Annotated in this window: 20 protein-coding genes; 11 read left to right on the forward strand and 9 right to left on the reverse strand. The window is 37.8% G+C overall.

Going from position 1 to position 21,490, the window contains the following annotated elements:
• The first annotated feature begins 149 nt into the window (after positions 1 to 149).
• Positions 150 to 1,931: an acyl-CoA dehydrogenase C-terminal domain-containing protein gene (locus ACF8D3_RS12635; protein WP_004877291.1), complete on the forward strand. Its 1,782-nt coding sequence runs from the start codon at positions 150 to 152 to the stop codon at positions 1,929 to 1,931.
• 124 nt (positions 1,932 to 2,055) lie between these two features.
• Entirely contained in the window at positions 2,056 to 2,553 is a 498-nt protein-coding gene (locus tag ACF8D3_RS12640; RefSeq protein ID WP_392471722.1) for a phosphate-starvation-inducible protein PsiE, read from the forward strand.
• Between the two features lie 41 nt (positions 2,554 to 2,594).
• Here ACF8D3_RS12640 and ACF8D3_RS12645 read toward each other — a convergent pair whose 3' ends face one another.
• Together ACF8D3_RS12645 and ACF8D3_RS12650 are read right to left on the reverse strand one after the other, a co-directional pair.
• Positions 2,595 to 2,960: an RcnB family protein gene (locus ACF8D3_RS12645; protein ID WP_004877296.1), complete on the reverse strand. Its 366-nt coding sequence runs from the start codon at positions 2,958 to 2,960 to the stop codon at positions 2,595 to 2,597.
• A gap of 152 nt (positions 2,961 to 3,112) precedes the next feature.
• Positions 3,113 to 3,598 (reverse strand): RcnB family protein, encoded by a 486-nt coding sequence (locus ACF8D3_RS12650; RefSeq protein WP_004877299.1) that lies wholly within the window; start codon positions 3,596 to 3,598, stop codon positions 3,113 to 3,115.
• Between the two features lie 171 nt (positions 3,599 to 3,769).
• Between ACF8D3_RS12650 and ACF8D3_RS12655 the strand changes: the two genes are divergently transcribed.
• Positions 3,770 to 4,219, forward strand: coding sequence for a hypothetical protein (locus ACF8D3_RS12655; RefSeq protein WP_392471723.1), 450 nt, complete (start codon positions 3,770 to 3,772; stop codon positions 4,217 to 4,219).
• A 27-nt stretch (positions 4,220 to 4,246) separates the two neighbouring features.
• On the opposite strand, the gene ACF8D3_RS12660 is transcribed toward ACF8D3_RS12655, so the two are convergent.
• Both ACF8D3_RS12660 and znuD read right to left on the reverse strand, forming a co-directional pair.
• Entirely contained in the window at positions 4,247 to 5,710 is a 1,464-nt protein-coding gene (locus ACF8D3_RS12660) for a phospholipase D family protein (protein WP_392471724.1), read from the reverse strand.
• 79 nt (positions 5,711 to 5,789) lie between these two features.
• Positions 5,790 to 7,841: a zinc piracy TonB-dependent receptor ZnuD gene (znuD, locus tag ACF8D3_RS12665; RefSeq protein WP_392471725.1), complete on the reverse strand. Its 2,052-nt coding sequence runs from the start codon at positions 7,839 to 7,841 to the stop codon at positions 5,790 to 5,792.
• A 137-nt stretch (positions 7,842 to 7,978) separates the two neighbouring features.
• On the opposite strand from znuD, the gene ACF8D3_RS12670 reads away from it, so the two are divergent.
• The 5 genes from ACF8D3_RS12670 to ACF8D3_RS12690 all read left to right on the forward strand — a co-directional run bounded on the left by ACF8D3_RS12670 (position 7,979) and on the right by ACF8D3_RS12690 (position 12,765).
• A complete protein-coding gene (locus tag ACF8D3_RS12670; protein ID WP_061516717.1) occupies positions 7,979 to 8,743 on the forward strand; it encodes a DUF4184 family protein in 765 nt (254 codons plus the stop codon).
• A 139-nt stretch (positions 8,744 to 8,882) separates the two neighbouring features.
• On the forward strand, positions 8,883 to 10,664 hold the full coding sequence (gene aspS / locus ACF8D3_RS12675; protein ID WP_392471726.1) for an aspartate--tRNA ligase: 1,782 nt from the start codon (positions 8,883 to 8,885) through the stop codon (positions 10,662 to 10,664).
• 119 nt (positions 10,665 to 10,783) lie between these two features.
• On the forward strand, positions 10,784 to 11,005 hold the full coding sequence (locus ACF8D3_RS12680; RefSeq protein ID WP_004877311.1) for a hypothetical protein: 222 nt from the start codon (positions 10,784 to 10,786) through the stop codon (positions 11,003 to 11,005).
• Positions 11,006 to 11,010: 5 nt separating this feature from the next.
• Positions 11,011 to 11,880, forward strand: coding sequence for a lysophospholipid acyltransferase family protein (locus tag ACF8D3_RS12685; RefSeq protein ID WP_023014070.1), 870 nt, complete (start codon positions 11,011 to 11,013; stop codon positions 11,878 to 11,880).
• A gap of 102 nt (positions 11,881 to 11,982) precedes the next feature.
• Entirely contained in the window at positions 11,983 to 12,765 is a 783-nt protein-coding gene (locus ACF8D3_RS12690; protein ID WP_061392572.1) for a glycosyltransferase family 32 protein, read from the forward strand.
• Between the two features lie 45 nt (positions 12,766 to 12,810).
• Here ACF8D3_RS12690 and ACF8D3_RS12695 read toward each other — a convergent pair whose 3' ends face one another.
• Together ACF8D3_RS12695 and ACF8D3_RS12700 are read right to left on the reverse strand one after the other, a co-directional pair.
• Positions 12,811 to 13,530 (reverse strand): putative nucleotide-diphospho-sugar transferase, encoded by a 720-nt coding sequence (locus ACF8D3_RS12695; RefSeq protein WP_004877317.1) that lies wholly within the window; start codon positions 13,528 to 13,530, stop codon positions 12,811 to 12,813.
• A gap of 112 nt (positions 13,531 to 13,642) precedes the next feature.
• Entirely contained in the window at positions 13,643 to 14,437 is a 795-nt protein-coding gene (locus ACF8D3_RS12700; protein WP_392471728.1) for a glycosyltransferase family 25 protein, read from the reverse strand.
• Positions 14,438 to 14,824: 387 nt separating this feature from the next.
• Between ACF8D3_RS12700 and ACF8D3_RS12705 the strand changes: the two genes are divergently transcribed.
• The 3 genes from ACF8D3_RS12705 to ACF8D3_RS12715 all read left to right on the forward strand — a co-directional run bounded on the left by ACF8D3_RS12705 (position 14,825) and on the right by ACF8D3_RS12715 (position 18,770).
• Positions 14,825 to 15,730, forward strand: a complete 906-nt coding sequence (locus tag ACF8D3_RS12705; RefSeq protein WP_061516714.1) for a hypothetical protein — start codon at positions 14,825 to 14,827, stop codon at positions 15,728 to 15,730.
• A 111-nt stretch (positions 15,731 to 15,841) separates the two neighbouring features.
• Positions 15,842 to 16,738, forward strand: coding sequence for a hypothetical protein (locus tag ACF8D3_RS12710; protein ID WP_004877322.1), 897 nt, complete (start codon positions 15,842 to 15,844; stop codon positions 16,736 to 16,738).
• Positions 16,739 to 16,832: 94 nt separating this feature from the next.
• On the forward strand, positions 16,833 to 18,770 hold the full coding sequence (locus ACF8D3_RS12715; RefSeq protein WP_392471729.1) for an acyltransferase family protein: 1,938 nt from the start codon (positions 16,833 to 16,835) through the stop codon (positions 18,768 to 18,770).
• Positions 18,771 to 18,781: 11 nt separating this feature from the next.
• Here the strand turns inward: ACF8D3_RS12715 and ACF8D3_RS12720 are convergent, their stop codons facing one another.
• The 3 genes from ACF8D3_RS12720 to ACF8D3_RS12730 are packed head-to-tail and all read right to left on the reverse strand — an operon-like array spanning position 18,782 to position 21,487.
• Complete coding sequence (locus tag ACF8D3_RS12720; RefSeq protein ID WP_392471730.1) at positions 18,782 to 19,693, reverse strand: glycosyltransferase family 32 protein; 912 nt, start codon at positions 19,691 to 19,693, stop codon at positions 18,782 to 18,784.
• Positions 19,694 to 19,717: 24 nt separating this feature from the next.
• A complete protein-coding gene (locus tag ACF8D3_RS12725) occupies positions 19,718 to 20,476 on the reverse strand; it encodes a glycosyltransferase family 25 protein (RefSeq protein WP_257735984.1) in 759 nt (252 codons plus the stop codon).
• Positions 20,477 to 20,491: 15 nt separating this feature from the next.
• Entirely contained in the window at positions 20,492 to 21,487 is a 996-nt protein-coding gene (locus ACF8D3_RS12730; protein WP_392471732.1) for a Stealth CR1 domain-containing protein, read from the reverse strand.
• Between the last annotated feature and the right edge of the window lie 3 nt (positions 21,488 to 21,490).

Genomic DNA, 21,490 nt, shown 5'->3' on the forward strand with positions numbered 1-21,490 from the left:
AATGAGATGCAACGTTCATCACAGAAAAAGGACTGGTCAGTTTTGACCGTCCTTTTTTTGTTTAATCGATGCTAAATTTACACTATTCATTTATTTGTTCGTTTTATTTGATCACTTTGCACATGACATGTGCGTAGAAGGGAACGATTATGCCAATTTACAATGCTCCTTTAGCAGACATGAAATTCATCTTAAATGATGTATTTAAAGCAGAACAATTTTGGCAGTCTAATGAGAAACTTGCTCATGTAGATGCTGCAACTGCTGAAGCTATTTTAGAAGAAATGGCGAAATTCGCTCAAAACGTGACACACCCGTTAAACCGTACGGGTGATGAAGAAGGTGCACGTTGGGAAAATGGGGAGGTATTCACTCCAGCTGGTTTCAAAGAAGCTTTCCGTCAATATGCTGAAGGCGGCTGGATCGGCTTAGGTGCTGATGCAGAATGGGGCGGTCAAGAAATGCCAAAAATGCTGACGGTACTTTCTGACGAAATGTTATTCGCGACAAACCCATCATTCATGCTCTACCCACTTCTTTCAGTTGGTGCTGGTATGGCTTTAAATAGCTATGCATCACAAGAGCAAAAAGAAACTTATTTACCTAAAATCTACTCTGGCGAATGGTCAGGTACGATGTGCTTAACAGAACCTCATGCTGGTACTGATCTAGGTATTATTAAAACTAAAGCTGAACGCAACGAAGATGGTACTTATAACATCACTGGTACTAAAATCTTCATCACTGGTGGTGACAACGATTTAGCTGAAAATATCATTCACCTCGTATTGGCAAAAACACCTGATGCACCTGCGGGTTCTCGTGGTATTTCTTTATTCATCGTACCGAAGTACCTTGTAAATGAAGATGGCTCTTTAGGTGAGCGTAATCCTGTTGGCCCTGGTTCAATTGAACACAAAATGGGGATCAAAGCATCTGCAACTTGCGTAATGAACTTTGACGGTGCAAAAGGCTACCTCGTAGGTAAAGAAAACGAAGGTCTTGCTGCGATGTTCGTGATGATGAACTACGAACGTTTATCAATGGGTATCCAAGGTCTTGGTGCTTCTGAGTTTGCTTATCAAAATGCAGCACAATATGCGACTGATCGTTTACAAGGTCGTAGTGCTTCTGGTGTTCAATCGCCAAATAAACCAGCAGATAGCATCTTAGTCCATGGTGATGTACGTCGTATGTTGCTTAATGTTCGTGCGAACAATGAAGCATCTCGTGCATTTGCGGTGTATGTTGGTCAACAGCTCGACATCACTAAATTCTCAACTGATGCTGAAGCTGTGAAGAAAGCCAATGACCGCGTTGCATTATTAACACCAATTGCGAAAGCGTACCTTACTGATACAGCATTCCAAGCAACTCTAGATGCTCAGATGGTATTTGGTGGTCACGGTTATATTCGTGAATGGGGTATGGAACAATGTATTCGTGATCTTCGTATTGCTCAAATCTACGAAGGAACAAACGGCGTTCAGTCACAAGACTTAATTGGTCGTAAAGTGATTAAAAATGGTGGTGCATTCATCGCTGAATACATCGCTGAAATTCGTGATTTTGCAAATACATTAGATGCTGATTTGAACTTCATCAAAGATGCAACTTTAGATGCTGCGACTGAAGTTGAAGCTGTTACTCAATTTATCATTGAGCAAGCAGCTGAAAACATTGAGTTCCCGAACTCTGCTGCTGTTGATTACTTACATGCAGTTGGTTTACTCAGCTTTAGCTATATGTTTGCAAAAATTGCTGCTGCTGCGAAAGACAAATCTGGCGACTTCTATCAAAACAAACTTGCATTGGCACAGTACTTCGTTACTCGTATCTTGCCAGAATTAGAAGCCCGCATTAAGAAAGTTGAAGCTGGTTCTGATCTCATCATGAACTTCAGCGAAGACTACTTTACAAATCAAGCTTAAATCTAAGCTCTAAATTGAAGACGGTCTAAATCAAACGATTTAGGCCGTTTTTTATTACTGCAACAAATTCAGCATAAAATTTGCATAACAAACTCATATACCTATATTGAGTAGCCTAATCTTTATGTCGAACTCGAAAGAAAAACTTGAAAATTTAGAGCGTTTATTGGATCGCTTTGGTCACTATGCCGTTGAAGCTTTTCATTATCTCGCGCTGTTTATCATTGGCTGTATGATTGCATGGTCAGCCGTTCATACTGTCATCGAGATTCTAACCATTAAACAGTACGCATCGATTGATGACATCTTATTGTTATTTATCTATCTTGAACTCGGTGCAATGGTCGGGATTTATTTTAAAACCAATCATATGCCCGTTCGATTCTTGATTTACGTTGCGATTACAGCGCTTACACGTCTATTAATTGCAGATATTCAGCACAATCACAAAGCATCGATGGACTTAGTTATTATTACAGGATCGATCTTAATTTTGGCTTTAGCAATTCTTGTGGTTCGTTTTGCTTCATGGCACTACCCTTCTGTTATTCGTGGTAAAAAACATGAACAGCAACTTCCTGCGAATAAAACACCACAGCCTCAAGATGATGAATTGGCCTAAATAAAAAAGCAGGCTTAAATGCCTGCTTTTGATTATGCTTATTATGCAACGCGATAGACACGATATTTCGAATCCACCAATACATATTTGCCTTGAACTTGCATCCAGTTGTACCCACGCGGTGGCGTATATAAACGGTGATAACGGTAATTCGACACGATAAAACGTTTGTTGCGATATTCTGACGGTAAACGCTCTCCACGTTTAAAATTAATACGTTGACCATAATGATTACCACGATCACCATTTGACCAACGTGGTTGATCTCGATGCTCGTATCGATCATAACGTTGATCATAGCGGTGCTTGTAATCATGGTGATTATCCCAACGATTTGAATCCGCCATAGCAGATGCTGACACACCTAACATTAAAGTTGATACGAGTAAAACGACTGCCTTTTTCATTGTTTGATCCTCAGTTTTGATCTGAAATCAGATTAAGAGAAACTCAAGGAGAAACCATGAATAAAACCTATGACATTGCAAAGCTTTGTAATAAAATCCAAGAAAATATGGAGAATCTATTTTCAATTAAATAATCAAAACTACCTGAAAAATCAGCGAATAATTTCAATTCTAAAATTATCATCAGTCACCAAAAGATAACGCCCGTCAATCATCACCCAATGGCGACCTCTTGGCGGTTCACGCAAAGAATAGCTATCCCAATCCCGAATCACATATCGCTCACTACGAAACTCGCTCGGTAATTCATTACCAACAACAAAAGACTCTCTACGATAGCTGTGCTCATATTGCGTATCTGGATAATATTCAATCCGAACACCGGGTCGTTGATGCGGATAGGGATAATAATTATTTTGATTAGGCTGATAATAGTAGCCTTTCGGTGGTGCAGTCGGTGTATAGCGCTGATTTGAAAATGCAAACGGATCTTGTGCAGGTTGCTGATACGTTGGTGTTTGAGGATATGAACGTCTTTCCGAACCTGTGTATCCCCCCCAATTATTTGCATAAGCTAAAATAGGAAGATAACTCAAGATACCAACCAAACTATAGATATGAAATTTAGATTGTTTCATCTGCATCTCCCTAAAAATCAGAGTATCCTTTTATTTTAGAATAAAAAAGCAGCATATCTGTTGTAATAATATTTTTTCAGATTAAGTGCCCTATTCAATGGATTAGCTGTACTGGCTTCATCAGAGATCGAGATATGTTAAGATCGTTTTTTTGGTTTTGAGGCAATGTCTGTGTCTGAAATGAATTTTGATCGTCTCTATCAATTTTTCTGTAAAGTTCCGAGTGTGCAAGAATCTCGAATTGTGGCACATGGCGCAGATGGTCAACATGCGTGGTGGTTCAAATTCAATATTGATGTCGAACATCCACTGGCATGGCAAACAGTTCAAGAGCTTGGGCATGTGCTGAATTACTTATCTACAAACGAACGTTTACCGACACTATTTTTTCCAGTATCTCCACCACCTTATATGAATGGTGAAGCCAAAGACTTCTTGGCATGGGTGATCCAGTGTAATCATCCGGAGTTTAATCCAGATGTTGTTTGTGACTGGTTAGAGGCACGTCTCCCCACCCCAGTTGAAGATGAAAGTCGGTGGAAAATTAAAACTGATTTAAGTGAACTGGATCAGATGGCTGATAAAGATTTGGATGAACTTATTCCACCAAATCCACAATAAAAAAAGAGGCTTAACGCCTCTTTTCTTTTAGAAGGTCGATAAACCCGACCATTCCATAAAACGATAGATCCAGTATTTGGTTTTCGATTCATCTGCATATTTTGAATAATCAACCGTCACCTGACGACCATTGGCATTTGTCCATGCTGCATCAAAATACTGCCCAGCATCTTTAAACACTGGCGCTTGTGCTGCGCCAAGCACGCGAAAATCTGTTTCAAGATTATAATTTTTCAGGTTACGTGAAGTAAGGTTTGCAGAACCCAAAATCAGCTCAGCTTGCTGGTTATTGTATTTGACCAACATTTTGCTATGGCACTGTTCGCCATGCGTATCACACCAGCGAATTGGAATTCCTGCTGCATTGAGTTCCGAAGCGACTTGACGATTTGGAATACCATTTTTTTGGCGACCAAATGCATCTTTATTCGGATCAAGCATGACTCGGATGTTCACACCACGTTGCTGGGCCTGCTTTAAAGCATCAATAATATGACGTTCAGATAAATAGAACATTGCGATATCGATATGCTCTTTACTTTTCGCTGTCTCAATCATTTTTAAAACAGCATCATAAATCGCTTTCTCAGTCAGGACTTGAACTTGAGGTAAACTTTTATCTTCTGTTAATCCACCCATAATCACAAAAGGACTTGAACCTTTCGACATATTGGCAACAGTTTGTTCAGTTTGCAGGACATCAATCGCGGTTGCACCATCAACAACTAAAGCCACATTACTATGATGAGAACTACCATCATGCGGGTTAGCAGAAGTGACTAAACTTTTCCAACCTTGGGCAGTATCCACAACCAACGTTTTCCGATGATTCGCCTTGAAGTTAAATAATTCTAAATAACTGCGTAAAGTAATCTTTTCATTACCAAAAGGATTGCTTAACCATCCACCCTCAGGATTATTCCCCAAGTTTTGGCAACAGATATACCAAAGACCTGACCAAAGTGGATTTGAAGCACGTAATGGTTTTAAATCGGTTTCAATGACATCAACACCCGCTTGACGTAACTGAGCATAATGCTTAGGTGTCATCCCACCATAAACAGAATTGATTGGGTCAGTGATGACCACAATTTCAATCGCAGGATTTAATTTGCGTTTCACAATCAATGCATCAGTCAGCTCTTGCATTAATGGAAATTGTTTAACTTTCGAGTCCCCAACCTCTTGATTGAACAAAAACATATCTAAGACGATGGTTGTTTGTGCTTGATCAATTAACTGAAACACTTCTTTAAATATATGTTGATCAACTTGTTGCTGACCTTGCGCATCCATATAAGTCTGATCAGCCAAGAACTTTACATTGGCATGACGTAGTTGCCCCGTAAAATCCAAGCCTTTCGGGAGTGGTTTTACAGTGTGATAAATCGCCGAAGCAATGTACCCAATCGCAAAAATACTCAATATGACTGCCATGTAACGTCGACCTGACCAGTTTAATTTTCGATGGATTCGTTGGAAGATACGCATATAAACAAAAAAAGCCCTAGCCTAATGGTTTAAGGCTAGAGCTTATACTTTGATTTTTCAATAAGATTTAAGTGAAAAATTAGAAGCTAAAATTAACACCGACGGTAAAGTTACGTCCCACTTGTGGAATCGTCGAAAGGAACGAAGCATGTTGATAAACTTGGTCATCTAACAGATTGTTCGCATTTAGGAACACGCGATAATCTCCAACATTGCTGTATTGCCCAGAATACGCTACACCAAGATTAAGCATGTTATAGCTTTGTGTATCTGTCTCATATGCAGCAATCTTATCTTGTTGGAAGACATGATAATACTCAGCAGAACCACTAAAGCCATCACCAAAGTCTGCATTGACTTTCGTACCTAAGCGACCAGCTGGAACACGAGGAGCATTTTCATTATCAATCTTACCGCGAACATAATCACCAAATACGCCAAGCTTATAGATTGAAGAAACTTGATAATTCGCCTCTGCTTCAGCACCATAGAAACGTGCTTTATCTTGGGTATATTGCACTAAGCGGAAGTCTTTATAACGATCTAAGGTTTGTGCATAAATGTAATCATCAAACCAGTTATGATAGACATGAACATGATAATCAAATTTGTCATTGTCAAAATGGAAACCAAGCTCCACATTATTTGATTTTTCTTTACCAAGTTGATCATTGCCTAATTCATAGGTATTGGTTGCGAAATGACCACCATCTGCATAAAGCTCTTGAGCCAGTGGCAAACGTTCTTGATGAGATGCCACAAAAGATAATTTATAGTCTGGTGCGAACTCCCAATTTGCGGCACCTGAAACAGAAAAGGCTGAACCGTCGAAATTCTTTTTACTCGAATCTTCAATATCAATTTTTTGCTGATCTGCTCGTGCAGCTAACTCAACATGTACATCATTAAATTGCGCATGCTCTAAACCAAACACACTCCATTTTTTTGTTGTGTTCGGAGCTAAGAATGCTTCTTCGCCCGTTAATTCTAATTTTTGTTGATTATATTGCGTACCAATCACCCCTTCCCAAGGTCCAATTGGATTGTGTACTAACTCTAAACGCCCGTCGTAACCTTTATTTTTAAAGCGTGTTGCAATGGTATCTTCTTCGATTTCATCATGTTGATAATCAGTATAGCTTGCTTGAGCACGTAACTTTTTAAAGCCCGCAAATGGATCATCTAGCTCGGTACGGAAATCATATCGTTCAGACTTCAAATCAATCCAAGGCCCTGCATCATGTGCATGTTCTCCATGGTCATGATCATCTTCATCACCATGATCATGGTCTCCACAATGTAGACTTAGACCATGTAAATGACAGCTCTCATACTCATGACTATGCCCTGGCAGACCGTATTTATCTTGACGGTTGCTATATGAAATGCCTGTAAAGCCTCGATCATAAATCCAAGACAAACCAACATTCACTGTTTGCCCTTCGGCAAAGGTATTGTCGACACGACGCTCTTTTTCACCTTCATGGAAATAATTTGGGGCAATATAATCATTTGCCTCACGCTTTAAGCCTTCAACACGTAAAGCAACTTGATCACCTAAACCAACAGTAACACCAGCTGTTGCTAATTTTTCATCGCTTCCAGTGTTGTAACGTAAACCAACGTTACCTTCATAGCCTTTTTCTGGCATTTGTGTTGGCAGTTTACTGTCATTGACATTGACCAAGCCACCCACAGTGCCTGCACCAAACAATAATGTCGATGGACCACGAATCACTTCAACTTGCTTTGCAAGTGCTGGATCAACCGTAACTGCATGGTCAGGTGATAAAGTAGAAACATCAATATTTTCAGAAGAATTCTGCAAGATTTTTACGCGTGGTCCATCTTGACCACGAATCACAGGTCGACTAGAACCCGCACCAAACTGATTGGATGCAATTCCAGTCTCACCACTAAGTGCCTCACCAATCGTAACAGCACCTTGAGCAAGGCGCTTTTGATCCACAACAGTATCTGCAACTGCAAAATCTTTCGATGTTTGCTCTAGTGGGTGCGCTTTAATTCGTATTGTTTCTAAAGTTTGAACTTCTTCATTTTCAGCAGCGAAAGTCGGTAAAGCGACAACAGCTAAAATAGATAAGGTCAAAATATTCTGTGGAAATGACATACCATGTCTCGAATCAGTTTATCGATATTTTTGTTATATTATAACATTTCATTTATTTTGCAATAAAAAACATAGTTGCAAATTACATTTGCTACACTGCTTCTCCACGATTTTATGAAGGCTCGTTTTCAAACGATATGCCATTTACCCTTTCACATGCCGTTTTAGCACCACCTTTATCCAAATTTAGCAAAGGTCAGCTCCCCATTGCTGCTCTCGCAATTGGTTGTATGGCGCCAGATTTATATCGCCTTTTCACAACTGAAACGATTGCACTTACACATCAATGGTCAGGTGTATTATTTCCGAATCTGCCAATTGGATTATTTTTTTGTTTATTGTGGTATCTGCTTTACCGTCCTGTGATCTATCGTGTTTTAGCTATACAACATTCTCTCAATATTCATTCTTTTGATCAGTTTGTTGCCTTTAGTTTGATGAGCTGTATTTCAATTGTGATCGGTGCAGCGACGCATTTGATTTGGGATGGGCTTACCCATCTTGATTTCCGTACATTTGCATTTAAAACAACATTGGCCCAAGAGGTTTCGTTGTGGAGTTTTACTTACCCTTTGCATTTTATTTTGCAAATTGCCTCATCCATCTTGACCTTACCGATCTTGCTATGGATGTGCCTTAACTATTATCAAAGCCACAAACAGCACATTCATGTACCAATTCAACTAAGATTATTTTTTCTATTAAGTTTACTCGTATCTATAACCGCGGGGCTTTGCGCTGTATGGAATTTACACCTGCAAATTCCAGCTGAGCTTTGGAACAGTGAACGCTATTTTTATATCGGTAGGTCTATAAATGAATTCTCTCAAACCGGACTTATTCTTATGAGTATTGCTTGTTTATTGTTGTTATTTTTTGATCGTAGAAGCCGTTTGGGTTAGTTTTCCAACATTGTATTGTTTGGAAAATATTAAGACTTGAGACAATACGTTCAACAAGGCATAATCTCCCCTTCATTGGTGGTGCGCTGTTTACGCATTCACCTTCTACAGCCAATATAGTTTGGATATATAATTCAATATGATGCGCACTCATTACTGCGGCTCTCTTACTGAAGCCCAAATCGATCAAACAGTAACTTTATGCGGATGGGTTCACCGTCGCCGTGACCACGGTGGTGTGATTTTCCTTGATATGCGTGACCGTGATGGTTTAGTTCAAGTCGTTATCGATCCTGATACCCCAGAAGCATTCGCAACAGCTGATAAAGCACGTTCTGAATTTGTTTTAAAAATTACAGGTCGTGTTCGTCGTCGCTATGAAGGTACTGAAAATGCCAACATGGTGAGTGGTCAGATTGAAGTTTTAGGTAAAGAGATCGAAGTTCTTGCAGCTTCTGATACTCCGCCATTCCCATTGAATGACGAAAACACCAATATTTCTGAAGAAATTCGTTTGAAATATCGTTTCTTGGACATCCGTCGTCCTGAAATGTTAGAGCGTTTACGTTTCCGCTCTAAAGTAACTAATCTTATTCGTAACTATTTCGAAGATCACGGTTTCTTAGACGTTGAAACACCAATTTTAACACGTGCGACACCAGAAGGTGCGCGTGACTACTTAGTCCCAAGCCGTGTTTCAAATGGTAGCTTCTATGCGCTTCCACAATCACCACAATTGTTCAAACAATTGTTAATGGTAGGTGGTATTGATCGTTATTACCAAATCGCTAAATGTTTCCGTGACGAAGATTTACGTGCGGATCGTCAGCCTGAATTTACCCAAATCGACGTTGAAACATCGTTCATGAGTGACGATGACATCATGGATTTAATGGAAGGCTTAACGGTTAAAATGTTCAATGAATTATTGAATGTAAAATTCGATAAATTTGAACGTATGACATATGCAGACGCAATGCGTGACTATGCATCTGACAAACCAGATATGCGTATTCCATTGAAATTAATTGACGTTGCAGATTTGATGCAAGACGTTGAATTCAAAGTATTCGCTGGTCCTGCAAAAGATCCTAAAGGCCGTATCGTTGCTTTACGTGTACCGGGCGCAGGTTCACTTCCACGTAGTGCAATCGACGAATACACTAAATTCGTTGGTATCTATGGTGCGAAAGGCTTGGCTTACATCAAAGTCAACGAAATTGAAAAAGGTATTGAAGGTCTTCAATCTCCAATCGTTAAATTTATTGAGCCAATCGTGCTTGATCTATTAAAACGTGTTGGTGCTGAAAATGGCGATATCGTATTCTTCGGTGCTGACAAAGCAAAAGTTGTAAACGATGCGATGGGCGCACTTCGTGTGAAAATCGGTCATGACTTGAATCTTTCAACTTGTGAATGGGCTCCTCTTTGGGTGGTTGACTTCCCAATGTTCGAAGAAACTGATGATGGCAAATGGACATCTGTTCACCATCCATTCACACTACCAAAATCAAGTGTTGAAGAAGTTAAGAACAATCCAGGTGAAGCACTTTCTGTAGCCTATGACATGGTATTGAACGGTACTGAAATCGGTGGTGGTTCACTGCGTATCTATACTTTAGAGATGCAAAAGGCAATCTTTGAAGCTTTAGGTATCGGCGAAGAAGAAGCAGAAGAGAAATTCAGCTTCTTACTCAATGCATTACGTTATGGTGCACCTCCGCACGGCGGCTTGGCATTCGGTCTTGACCGCTTGATCATGCTCATGACAGGCGCATCGTCTATTCGTGATGTGATTGCATTCCCGAAAACTAAGACCGCTGAATGCCCATTGACTCAAGCGCCAGCTCCAGTTGAAGCAAATCAATTGCGCGACTTAGGTATTCGTTTACGTGAAAAACCAAAAGCTGAAGAAAAATAATTTTCTCAGTTTGTATAAAACCCTGCGCTATGCAGGGTTTTTTTATATTACATGGTTTTACTTTGCGAACATGCTTGCTAGTGGCATAATAAGCTGCTTTTTATTGAGAGGTCGGTCCTATGGCGATGCGTTCTGATGTGCGTCGACACGCAATTGTGCTTATTGTGTTTTCTTTGGCACAGTGGTTTTTCATGCGCTATATCTTAGCAAATGAACTTTTCAATATGGACACCAATCAACGTATCTTATACTTTTGCGTAAGTAGTCTTGTCGGTGCACTACTCATTTTTGTCGCATTGATTTATATGGTTCTCAAAGGCAACGCAGATAAACAAGACTAGGCACGATGTCCTTTTACGTAACTCTCCTTCGCATTTTACCTTTAGCATTTTTACGTAGTATCGCAAAAGTGGCAGCTTATTTTATCAACCAAAATCCTGATAAAAGCATGCTGTGGAAAACTAGAGTCAATCTTGGCTTAGCTTACCCAGAATTAAGCCTAGAAAAAAAAGAGCAGCTTGCTCGAGAGAGTGTGACCAAGCAATGTCTGAGTTATATCGAGTCTGGGAAATGCTGGGCAATGCCTCCTGAATGGAGCATCCAACAGATTCATACCGTGCATCACTTGGAAGTACTGACAAATGCTCTTAGCGACCCTCGTGGTGCACTGATCATCACTCCCCATCTAGGCACTTGGGAAATGATGAATGCATGGGTGAATCAATATGGTACTCCCACGATCATGTATAAACCAATGAAAGATAGTGGTTTTAATGCATTTGCTTTACATGCTCGACAACGGCTGAATGCCACCTTAGTACCTACAGATGCTTCGGGTGTCAAAGCGCTATTTAAGAATCTAAAACAAGGTGGTTTCAGTGTGATTCTGCCTGACCATGTTCCCGATCCTTCTGGCGGTGTCGTGGTGCCCTTTTTCAGAATCCCCTGCCTCACCAGTACACTTGCCAGTAAAATGGCGCAAAAAACTCAATGTCGTCTAGTCGGATTAAGCTGTTTCCGTCGTGAGGATGGTGAAGGTTTTGATGTCTACTGTGATGATCTGAATGATCCTGAACTTTATGATCGCGATATTGAAATCGCAACAACAGCATTGAATAGAACCGTTGAGCAAATGATTAATCGCTTTCCTACTGAATATATGTGGGGCTATAAAAGGTTCAGAGGTGATTTAGAAAATAAAGATTATTATAAATAAACTTTATTTTTCATGCATACCCTTATTTTTAAATAGTATTTATATTCAAACTGGTCCTCATAAAGTGCTATATTTCATTAATTTTCAAAACTTTTATTTATTATGATTCCTAAGATTATTCATTATTGTTGGTTTGGTGGAAAACCGATACCAGACCATCTACAAAAATATATCAGTGATTGGAGTCAAAAATGTCCAGACTGGGAAATAAAACTTTGGAATGAAGAAAGCTTTGATGTCGATCAGCATATTTTCACTCAAACTGCGTACCAACAACGTAAATATGCTTTCGTATCTGATTATGTTCGTGCTTGGGCATTACATGAGTTTGGTGGTGTCTATCTAGATACAGATGTAGAACTTAAGCATCCTCTTGACGATTTTCTAGCATGTGAAGCCTTTAGTGGATTTGAGTCAATTAATCTTCCCTTTACTGCGGTGTGGGGAGCTATTCCATACCACAGCTTAAGCAAGGAGATTCTCTCCTATTACCACAATAAAACTTACTCAGATCAAGAACCGCCAAATACCTCTTTTATATCTGATATTATTTCCGAAAAATTTAAAATTGATAGAACTAAAGACATCAATCAAAGTGGTTCTAATGGACATCACACACTACATATTTATGCATCACATTATTTTTGTTTAGACCTTCCGGTTAATTATGCAACCCATCATTTTATTGGTTCATGGTTGGAAGACAAAAATGGAAAGAAACCTTACAAACAACAATTACATAATAAATATTACCTATCAAAATTAGAAGATGATTTTTTATTAGAGAAAAGACAGCTAAAAGACTTAGCTAAAAAAATCAATTTTTCTCAGCTTTTTCTCATTATTCGATATTTTGTACGATCTATTATTAAAAAAGATAAGTAATAAAAAGGCTCTATAAATATAGAGCCTTTTTATTCATTGACACATTTAAATCAAATCATCAATGGTAAGACGAATATCAATACCAAGGCTTTCTGCTCGATTATTGACAACATTATGGCGTCCAACAATCTTTCTGGTACTTTTTAATAGATAAGGGATTCGCATCAACCATTGATGGAAACTATTTCTACGCTGGTACTTATCAATCCAACGCTTGTCACGACTTGCTTGAAGCTGTTCAATGATTGGCTCAACGCTATCACCATAGGTACGTCGTGATGTATCGAAAATAAAGGTATAATTGGGTGGTAATTTATTCAGTGTGATTCGTTTCTCTTCAACCCACTCATCAACAAGTTCTTGTAGCACCACTTGATCCCAACGATCTGGTTGATTTAACTGTCTACGCTCCCACTCATCCATTAATAGACGAGCATTTGGTGTATCATTAATAAATACTGTACTACTAATCAAACGTGTACCATTGATATAGTGTACTGCGATATCTTCTTGAAGCGATTCAAAAAAAGGACGAATGTCCTTAAGAATAATAGCGTCAGCATCTACAAATAGAATAGGACCTTTTAGGTCTCGTCTCATACCTGCAATGAATGTTGGCTTAAACGCGATGATCTTTTGCCAGTCATCTTTCGAAAACTCACTAAACTGAACATTGATATCAAATTTTTCAGCTGAACGTTGCAAAATTTGGGCATGCTTTCTATATAATTTATCATCGGTGTGAAAGCCAAAAATTGTTAGCATAAAAGCCCTATGCACTATGAAAAATAAAAGATAATCTTAATTTCTCATAGTGCCTTAGTCAACATCACCAGTCTTGAAGATCAAATAAAGACTATATAAATCAAACAGTAAATTACTTAAATTTAATCTTAACAATTGACTCTGCTTTTACAAAGCGAATCAATTGAGCAGACAGTCGGACAAACTCTCTCGCAATTTTGTCTTTAAACATCAATTTATGATTTACTCGAATATTATCCCCTTTTCGTAACTTACGGTCGTGAGATAAATAACTCGGAAAATTTGTCTTATCTCGCATCAAAATAAAGTCTTGAATACAAACAGCAGGACACATCTGATAAACATCATATTTACCCTGTCGCAAATAATCTTTAAACATAATGTGGTCAATAGGAATCAACTTCTTATAGCTTTGAATAAATGCCAATAACGCTTTAGCCCCCTGATTTGATAAAATATACCCTCCAGTCCCCATATGTTTTGACTTAAGTGGCATCAACTTACGATTGATACATTTAATTTGTTTTAGCTTTATTGAGGTTGTTACCTTTGGATAAAATGCTTCAACTTTTATAATATGCCCATCTTCAGGAATCCACTCAGTTCTCGAAAGAACCTTCGCTGCTTGTTCGCCCAAATAAATATCATCTTCAAAAATACCAATGAAATCTAAATTCTGATCAACGACTGTTTTCCACAAAACCACATGGCTTAATAAACAAGCAATTTCCCCAGGTCTTAAATCTGTTGTTTTAATATCTAATAATAAATCTGCAGCAACTTGGTTAATTCGGTCAGGCGTAATTGCATCAAAGAAATCAAATGCAACCTGATGTTTTCCAAACTCCGATACGATATGTTTGCGACGCTCTTGAGCATTAGCAAGACTAATAACAAAATTTTTCATAATTTCATCTAAAGATAGTTTCTCTTAAATAGAGAAAGAGCTTAAAAATTATTTTACCGTTATGTATAAAATATATGTTGAATATTATTACATTTTAAAAATAATTAAATATAAATATTTTTCCATTTAAATAAAAATCTGTATATTTTTACGTCTTTTTGTAGTACTTAAAGTTAAAACGTTAATTTTTGTCTTTTTTGGCAGTCATTGATTTAAGCTTTTGATTTTATTTAGATGTTATATATAAGCTTGATAACATCAGCACTAGAAAATTTAGGAGGCAATTATTACAATAGGGAGTAGAGTCGTTGCTGTACCGTTCTCTAAGTAACGGGATCTCTTTTTTTTGTTGTATTGATTCTTATAATTTATGAAAAGTGTGTAAATATGAATAGCGAAGCAATTAAAATTTTTGTGGGTTGCGACCCTAACAACTGTGATCTTGAACAGATGATGGTATTAGATTATAGCGTTCGTAAACACACGCAACACCCAGTTGAAATTATATGGATGCAACTCAGCCATGATCCCGAAAGCCCGTGGTATACCAATCAAGCAACTGGCGAAGGATGGCATACAGAAAAATGGGCAACACCTTTTTCAGGTTTTCGTTGGGCGATTCCAGAATCATGTAACTTTCAAGGGCGCGCAATCTATATGGATGCCGATGTCGTGGTTTTATGTGATATCGCGGAGTTGTGGGCGCATCCAAAAGCTGAAGATGCGATCGTGATTGCCAAAGGAGGCAAAAATTCAGCTCGTCTATGTACATGCGTTTGGGACTGCGAGAAAGCTAAGCAATATTTACCTGCTTTAAAAGACATTCAAGCTGATCCTGATGGCCACAAAAAGCTAATGCAACTTTTGAAAGATAAGCCTGAGCTAGTTCAACCTTACCAAGACTCTTATAATAATATTGATGGTGAAGGTCTCGCTGCTGAGCAGATTAAAATTCTGCACTATTCAGACATGGGTACACAGTTTAGTCACAAATATTCCCTGCCACGCTTAGAGGCATCAGGACAAAAACATTGGTTTGATGGAAAAATCATGCCACATCCAAGACAAGATCTCACGGAGCTATTTGATCAGTATTACAACGAAGCTTTAGCAGCAGGTTATCGCCCAGAGAATTATAAAGTAGAACCTTTTGGGGACTTTTCTAAAGCGACACAAATCAATTATCACGGCAATAAAGTGACTCGTCCAGAAGATGAAAAGAGCTGGTTCACTCGCTCTATCGATAGTCTTAAATCAAAGTTCAAGAAGAAAAGCTTCTCTCTTGATGATTAATAGATATTAGGGAGATTGTCATAGCACAATCTCCCTCTCCATACTTTTCTAGTCCTGACTGTTTTTACGATAATAAACAGATTTTTAGCTTAATCATTGCTGAGTTTTTAAATGCTTCCATCTCTTTCAGATACTTTATTACGAAACATTTATAAATTCATTTATAAGATTTTTTACCCAAAAACATATAAACACAATCGTCGTTTCTGGCCGCTTTATCGTGTACAACGTAATGAACATGGTCGTTTAGAAAAAGTTTATTTTAAGAAGCAGCTTGTTTCAGATAATTTGATGATCCAACCAGCAAAAAATTCAAAGTGCATGTTGATTGCGACAGGGCCTTCTATTCAGCAGCTTCCAAATGAAGTTTTTCAGAAAACAGATATAGACTATATCGGCGTGAATGGTGCGATTGCTTTAGAAAATATCCATTACAACAGCTATATCATCATTGACCATAATTTTGTGGATGCTCGCTTTGATTTGGTCGAGAAAGTACTGCAAAGCAATTGTACTTTTTACACCACACCTCGTTGTCTAGATATGATTCTTAGACGAATTAAATTTACAGATATTCAATGTAGTATCAAAACTATCGAAACAATCACTAGAGACCTCATGGAAGTGTTTCTTGATGAAGAAATGCTCGTGAATAAAACGGCAGAACACTTTTTCATTCACGATGATTTTGGTTTCTCAAAAGACATTTTTAACGGCATATTTGATTACTTTACCGTTGCCTATGTCGCCCTACAAATTGTTAACTCGCTCAACTACACAGAAATTTTTATTGCTGGCTTAGATATGAGCAATTTTTCTAAACCACGCTTCTATGAAACAACTGATGATAAGCAGCCAACGTTACTCGACATACATAGCGAGACTGTATTACGTGCATTTGATGCTGCTGCATTATTTTTTAAAGAACATCAAATTAACGTTTACAATCTTTCTCCAAACAGTGCCGTTGAATCCTTCGAAAAGCGATCTTTTGAAGTTATACAATAAGTGTAGAAAAAGCCTTTAATAAAAATACACAATCAAATTAATCATGAATTAATCATTCGCTCATACAATTAGAGTTTTAGCTAAATATTATTGCATGAGCGTCAATAACTTTCGGACTGACATTAATGGACTAAGAGCTTACGCTGTAATTTTTGTCGTTCTTTTTCACTTCCAAATTTTAGGCTTTTCAGCAGGATACCTCGGAGTTGACATATTCTTTGTCATCTCAGGCTACCTAATGACAAAGATCATTATTGAAAGACTAGAGAAAAATCGGTTTTCCTTTAGTGACTTTTATTTATCTCGTATCACCCGAATCTTCCCAGCATTACTCGTTCTCGTTGTATGTCTCACAATACTTGGCTGGTTTATCTTTATTCCTGAAGATTTTCAAAGATTTGCTAAAGATGCACGTTATAGCCTTACGTTTCTCTCAAATAATCTCTATTACCGACAAGCTGGAGATTACTTTGCAGTAGATGCACATGAGAAAGCACTGTTACATACATGGTCACTTGCTGTTGAATGGCAATTTTATCTATTGTTCCCCATCCTTTTGGTGATTTATTGGAAATTAAGCAAAGGGCTAAAACACATTGGAATCTTTCTCAGCATCTTATTTATTGCCTCACTGAGTTATTCAATTTATATCACCCCTAAAGACTCCATGTATGCATTTTTCAAACTCACTACACGGGCATGGGAACTGATTGCTGGTGGTCTTGTCTATTATTATTTTAGAAACACACAGTTAAATACACATCTCAAAAAATTAACTGAAGCAATCGGCTTTATGCTTATCGTTGCTAGTTTGGTAATTTTAAAACAAAGTACACCTTGGCCTGGTTATGCAGCATTGTTACCCGTTGTAGGTACAATGCTGATTCTAATCGCAAACCGCCAAGACTCTTTTCTCACTCAAACACCCATCGTGCAAAGTATTGGTAGCGCATCCTATTCAATCTATTTATGGCATTGGCCTGTATTTTTCCTACTGAATTATTTCTTTGTTCCACATAATTTTCTTAATCTAAGCCTCGCAATTACGCTTTCACTATTTTTAGGTTGGTTAAGTTATAAATACATAGAAAGTAGTCGTAATCTCCTGCAAAAGCTCAAACCTCAATATATTTATGTTTTATTCTTTGCTGTTCTAATTGCGTCATATCCTATTTATAAGTTCATCAGCAAAGATGGTGTAAAGGACAGAGCAAGCTCTAAATATCTATCCAGCATAGAACAAATTCAAATGCCTGCAATCGCAAATGGTTGGTGCTTTTATAATATTAAAGGTGACGATAATCTTAATGTAGGAACTCAAGGTTTAACTTGTTCTATTGCATCAAAACAACCTACTGCGAAGAAGGCCTTACTGTTCGGCGATTCTTTTGCTGGCCATAACAATCCTTTTTGGGATCAAATTGGTAAAAAGCTTAACCTACAGATCCAAGTTGTTTCGACAAACTGGTGTTACCCAAGTCTTAATGATGCCTTTACTGGAGATCAGCCATCTGATGCCTATGAGCAGTGTCTAATCAACCGTGATTATCTTGCTAAGAATATGGATAAATATGATGTATTGATTTTTGCAGGTCGTTGGTCAGATATTGTTGGAAAAAGCCAACAAAGTGGTTTTGCTAATCTGTTAGATATCACAGAGCAGCACCATAAAAAAGTGATTGTAATGTCAGAGCCATATGCATTTAAAAAGAATATTAGCTTATTGTTCAAAAGAGCAATGTGGTTACATAGAGACTTTAATCTTAATAATTACATGAAGAGTGATAGAGCAACTCAACAGCGTTACGCTACAGAGGTAATCAACAATATGGTGTACAAACATAGCAATACACTATTGCTGACGCGTGATGATTTATTCAGACCAAATCAAATGGCAAATGGCAATACACCCTACTCCCTAGATGGTCGTCACATGTCGATTATTGGTTCACTTGAGTCAGCGAAATATTTCGAAAAACAACCAAAGTACGACGTGTTAAAACAGTTCTTTGAGCAACCCTTAACACCCTAAAACTAATTAATTTAAATATCGATGAATGAGTCGTTAAAATACATTGCTTTCGCATAATAACGGCTCAAGATTCCTCTTTCTTTACCAGCCAATTTGATCAGCTTCGGCATATCAGCAGGCGGATAATTGATTGCAAAATCAATCAATACTTTTTCTTTCACCCACTTATTTTTCACTTGATAGAAGAAAGCATTTCGATCACAGTTGATCAATGTCATACTTGGAAGAGCGTTACGCATAACTTTTTGGCAGGCAACATATGCCACAAGATATTCCAAACGACCGATTTCTTGGAACAAGTCCTGATAATCTGCATCATTTTCTTTAATTTTTTGAATATACAGCTTTGGTGTAATTTCAATCGCCTTAGACAACTCATCAAACCAATACTTAAAAAAGACATTCTTTGCCGAACTCGCCAATAACCAATTTTCTAAAACTGGGAAATTTGGGCAAGTCGTATTTTTTTTACGGTAGTATGCAAAACTATTGGTTTGATTCTCAGTAACAAGCTGTTGTATCCAACCAAGATTTTCATAAACAATCGTACTGGCATCCAACCAAATTCCACCGTATTGATAAATGAGGTCAAAACGGATGAGATCAGCCTTTTGCTGAGGTGTCGCATGTGCTAAACGGCGATAGTCAATGTCGCAAAATGCTTTAACATTATCAGGCGTTAAAAAGTTCACAACATAGTCAGGATTTTTTGTTCTAATATTTTCGACACATTTCTCTACGAACTGTGGTAATACACCCTCCCAGTACATCCAAATGATTTTAGGAATAATGGCATTTTTCTCTGTCGGATTCAGAACAATAATATCTGCATAATTGTCTATGACATCATTCATATCCCGTTTTTTATTCGCATACATCGTATAAAACTTTAAGAGATAGAATAATTTTTTAAAGACTTTCATAAAATTGCTCAGTTTCGAACAGTATTAAGAGATCAAATGTTTAAAAGCATAATAACGATCTCGCCACATGCGTTTTTGCTTTTTGAGTCCATGCGAAAAGCTACGATTTTCTAGCTCTTTTCGTTTAATGCCTTGCGCCGCAACTGTGCCTAAAATATCACTATCTAATCCTGCTGGTTGAACAAATGGCTGCCACACGCCTAGGCCTTTACCATTTTTACTTAACCAGCTTTGGAAAAAGATATCGACTGGAACCTGCATGGTTTTACCTAAGCGTACAAATTCTTCAGCACCACGTCTAGACCAAATCAAACCTACACCACGGATCGGAAAATAATAAGCATGCCACAAGTTAAAACTGTCGATCTGTAAAATATCTTTCGCTAATTTTTTCTTTTTAGCGGCAATATTGACCACATACCAATCAAGCGCCTTATGCTCATCAAGGTAATTTAATAATGTCTCTACTTTCTGTTTAAAATCAGGCAAGACTTGAATATCATCTTCGAGAACAACAAGATAATCTGCATCGGTCTGCAAGAATTTTTCAGCACAGCCATAATGACTCAGATAACAACCCAACTCTGAACTAATTAAGCTACGCCCTAAAATTTCCTGAGCCTTTGCATCATCATAATTTTTAAACTCGGATAATGCTTTACCACGTCCATCATAAGCAGGAAAACGAGTAAACTCCCAATTTGCTTGTTGCAATTGCTCAGTTGCACTTGCTAAACGTTGATCACTACCGTCTAGATTTATAAGATAAGTAACGACTTTCATTTAATTTTCCTTCGCTTATCCTGCAATAGTTGGTTGGATTTGACTAGGCAAAACTTCTCTAAATTTATCAACAAGTGCATGACGAATACGCAGCTCATCACGCTGTTCTAATTGATCTAAACTTTGAATACAACCAAATTTAATATGTTCGTTAGATAAAGCTTGAATAAAAGGCTCTAAGTCTCGCCCATCTTTCAAATAGGCAATCTCAACATCATCTTTCAAGATCGCTTGATTATTTTGTATAGCCAAATGATTAGATAGCCCTACAGGTAAAATCTGATCAATATTTCTAAATTTAAAGCGAATTTGCTGCTGTAAGAATAATGGATGTTGTCCGAAATAATTCGCTAAAAGCGCTTTACTTAAAATATGCGGACGATGATGAATTTCATAATAACGACTGAGTCCAACACAGTCTGCACTGAGCATTTGAGCCATAGAGTATTTAGGCTGGGCAATTTTCCCAAACTTATTTTGTACAAATTTTCGCAGTAGATATTTAACTTTTTTTACGAAATTACTCTGCCAATGACCGTAAATAACCATCTGATCATCAACTAAAAAGTCCTGCTGATGTGACGCTTGATTAAAAAAGAAATCATCATTGAGATAAATAAAGTAATCAGAAATATCAGGAATATTCCACAACATACTTTCGATACTTAATGAATTAAACGTCGGCAAAGCTGACTCATAGCCATTAAACACTTCACGATGGTCAATAATCTTAATCTTTCCAGCTTCACAAAGCCCTTGCTGTTCAAACTGATCCAACCATTTCGGTTGCTGTTGATCAGTGACCACATAAATTGTTCCGCTATAAGGAACAAACTTTAGGATTGAAGCAATACAAAAATAAATTTCATCATTACTGGCAAAGCGGGTATCTTCTAAAGCATTAGAAGGCTCAGCTTGATTCATGAACTTTCGGCGTTTGTTTTTTAAATTGATGTCATTACCATCCACCCAAGCAATAACAATATCAATCGCTTGCACGCTATCTTTCATAAA

The organism is Acinetobacter sp. YQ_14 (assembly GCF_043102985.1).
GTDB classification, from domain to species: domain Bacteria; phylum Pseudomonadota; class Gammaproteobacteria; order Pseudomonadales; family Moraxellaceae; genus Acinetobacter; species Acinetobacter venetianus.

Excerpts from the sequence above, each read along its gene's own strand:
- ACF8D3_RS12635 (WP_004877291.1), top strand. The coding sequence starts at position 150 with ATGCCAATTTACAATGCTCCTTTAGCAGACATGAAATTCATCTTAAAT.
- ACF8D3_RS12640 (WP_392471722.1), top strand. The coding sequence starts at position 2,056 with ATGTCGAACTCGAAAGAAAAACTTGAAAATTTAGAGCGTTTATTGGAT.
- ACF8D3_RS12645 (WP_004877296.1), bottom strand. The coding sequence starts at position 2,960 with ATGAAAAAGGCAGTCGTTTTACTCGTATCAACTTTAATGTTAGGTGTG.
- ACF8D3_RS12650 (WP_004877299.1), bottom strand. The coding sequence starts at position 3,598 with ATGAAACAATCTAAATTTCATATCTATAGTTTGGTTGGTATCTTGAGT.
- ACF8D3_RS12660 (WP_392471724.1), bottom strand. The coding sequence starts at position 5,710 with ATGCGTATCTTCCAACGAATCCATCGAAAATTAAACTGGTCAGGTCGA.
- znuD (WP_392471725.1), bottom strand. The coding sequence starts at position 7,841 with ATGTCATTTCCACAGAATATTTTGACCTTATCTATTTTAGCTGTTGTC.
- ACF8D3_RS12670 (WP_061516717.1), top strand. The coding sequence starts at position 7,979 with ATGCCATTTACCCTTTCACATGCCGTTTTAGCACCACCTTTATCCAAA.
- aspS (WP_392471726.1), top strand. The coding sequence starts at position 8,883 with ATGATGCGCACTCATTACTGCGGCTCTCTTACTGAAGCCCAAATCGAT.
- ACF8D3_RS12680 (WP_004877311.1), top strand. The coding sequence starts at position 10,784 with ATGGCGATGCGTTCTGATGTGCGTCGACACGCAATTGTGCTTATTGTG.
- ACF8D3_RS12685 (WP_023014070.1), top strand. The coding sequence starts at position 11,011 with ATGTCCTTTTACGTAACTCTCCTTCGCATTTTACCTTTAGCATTTTTA.
- ACF8D3_RS12690 (WP_061392572.1), top strand. The coding sequence starts at position 11,983 with ATGATTCCTAAGATTATTCATTATTGTTGGTTTGGTGGAAAACCGATA.
- ACF8D3_RS12695 (WP_004877317.1), bottom strand. The coding sequence starts at position 13,530 with ATGCTAACAATTTTTGGCTTTCACACCGATGATAAATTATATAGAAAG.
- ACF8D3_RS12700 (WP_392471728.1), bottom strand. The coding sequence starts at position 14,437 with ATGAAAAATTTTGTTATTAGTCTTGCTAATGCTCAAGAGCGTCGCAAA.
- ACF8D3_RS12705 (WP_061516714.1), top strand. The coding sequence starts at position 14,825 with ATGAATAGCGAAGCAATTAAAATTTTTGTGGGTTGCGACCCTAACAAC.
- ACF8D3_RS12710 (WP_004877322.1), top strand. The coding sequence starts at position 15,842 with ATGCTTCCATCTCTTTCAGATACTTTATTACGAAACATTTATAAATTC.
- ACF8D3_RS12715 (WP_392471729.1), top strand. The coding sequence starts at position 16,833 with ATGAGCGTCAATAACTTTCGGACTGACATTAATGGACTAAGAGCTTAC.
- ACF8D3_RS12720 (WP_392471730.1), bottom strand. The coding sequence starts at position 19,693 with ATGAAAGTCTTTAAAAAATTATTCTATCTCTTAAAGTTTTATACGATG.
- ACF8D3_RS12725 (WP_257735984.1), bottom strand. The coding sequence starts at position 20,476 with ATGAAAGTCGTTACTTATCTTATAAATCTAGACGGTAGTGATCAACGT.
- ACF8D3_RS12730 (WP_392471732.1), bottom strand. The coding sequence starts at position 21,487 with ATGAAAGATAGCGTGCAAGCGATTGATATTGTTATTGCTTGGGTGGAT.